The 1,834-nt window shown below is 58.6% G+C and carries 1 protein-coding gene; it reads left to right on the top strand.

From position 1 onward, the window contains the following. The first annotated feature begins 65 nt into the window (after positions 1–65). Positions 66–1,637, top strand: coding sequence for a transposase (locus DES49_RS15415; RefSeq protein ID WP_133737330.1), 1,572 nt, complete (start codon positions 66–68; stop codon positions 1,635–1,637). Positions 1,638–1,834: the final 197 nt, after the last annotated feature.

Here is a 1,834-nt window from a genome sequence, read left to right on the forward strand (position 1 = left end):
GCGTTGAGACTGTAGAAAAACCCCCGATTTGATAGGCTGGCACCGAGCAACAAGGAGCCGTTCGCATGCCCCGATTCAAGCCCTACAACTACGACCAGGATGCGATGGTCGTCATTAACTACCGCCACCAGCTTCAGCCCGGGACCTTCGAATACGCCGTCCATTACCTGATTGAGCACAAGCTGGACCTGTCGGTCTTTTATCCCAAGTACCGTAATGAAGACACTGGCCGACTGGCCTACGACCCGGCCATACTTCTGAAGATCATCCTGTTCGCCTACTCCAAGGGCATCACCTCCAGCCGGGAGATGCAGTGGTGCTGCGAGACCAACATCATCTTCAAGGCGCTGTCCTGCGACACGGTGCCGCACTTCACCACCCTGGCGGCGTTTGTGAGCAGCCACGCCGATGAGATCGAAGCACTGTTCGAGCAGGTTCTTCTGGTGTGTCAGGAGCAGGGACTTCTGGGCAACGAACTGTTCGCCATCGACGGCTGCAAGATGAGCTCGGATGCGTCGAAGGAATGGTCCGGCACTTTCAAGGAACTGGGCGATAAGCGCGACAAGCTGCGCCGACTGATCCGCCACCGACTCCAGGAACACCGCCAGCGCGATGAGGCCACAACAGAGGCCGAACTGGATCAGCAGATCCGGGAAGCGAACACCATCCTCTCGCTGGACGAGGCCAAGAACAAAATCGACCGCTTCCTAAAGACGCAGAGCCCACGGAAGGGCCAGGGCAAGCGGAGCAAGGAAGTGAAGAGCAACATCACGGACAATGAAAGCGCCAAGATGACCACCGGCAAGGGCACCATCCAGGGCTACAACGGCGTGGCCACCGTGGATAAAAAGCACCAGGTCATCATCGACGCCCAGGCCTTCGGCGAAGGCCAGGAACACCATACCCTGAAACCGGTTCTGGAGCGGGTTGAACAGCGCTACCGACGACTGGGCATCAATGCCGACATTTACCGCAGTGGCACCATCGTCACCGCCGACACCGGCTTCGCCAACGAAGCCAATGCCCGCTACCTTCACCAGCGCCAGATCAACGGGTACATCCCGGACAACCGATTCCGCCAGCGCGATCCGGCCTTCGCCGAACAGAAGGCCAAGTACGGAAAACGCCACCAGAACACCAGACAATCACACTGGAAAGAGGTTATCCCGGCTACCGAATTCCACTTCGATCCGGTGAACCTCACCTGCGATTGCCCTGCAGGAAACCGGCTCAGTTACCGGGCCACTCGACAGGACAACAATGGCACCACCCGCGCCTATTTCGAAGGCCGATTGCTGCAGTGCCGCCACTGCCCCAAGAAACACCGGTGCATGCAGACCCCCAGCGCCGCCGATCACCGCCACGGCAAGGGCCGGCAGGTGAGCTTCGCCCTGAACCAGAACCGCTCACCCAACTACACCGACTGGATGAAGCACCGCGTGGACAGCGCCGAGGGCAAGCGCATCTACAGTCACCGGATGTCGGTGGTGGAACCGGTGTTCGGCAACATTGGCACCCACAAACGGCTGAACCGGTTCAGCCTTAGGGGCAAACGCAAGGTCCAGGGCCAGTGGCAGCTATACTGCCTGGTGCACAATATCGAAAAGCTGGCCAATTACGGGCAGTTGGCAGCATGAGGGATAAGCCGGGAATGTGTCGCCAGAAGCCGGCTGTAACGGGCCCTTAAAGGTCTCACTGGCGGAACTGAGCTAAACGGATCCGGACATTGGAACCGTGAGAAGATAATCGAACCAGTGAATGAGCTGGTGAAATGAACAAGCAGGAGGGCTGTAGATTGGCCCCAGAAGCGGGTTTTTCTACAGTCTCGTTATGC

This window comes from Halospina denitrificans (assembly GCF_004364635.1).
Taxonomy (GTDB): Bacteria; Pseudomonadota; Gammaproteobacteria; order Pseudomonadales; family Oleiphilaceae; genus Halospina; species Halospina denitrificans.

Bases quoted from the DNA above. Each gene is read 5' to 3' on its own strand.
- DES49_RS15415 (WP_133737330.1), top strand. From the start codon at position 66: ATGCCCCGATTCAAGCCCTACAACTACGACCAGGATGCGATGGTCGTC.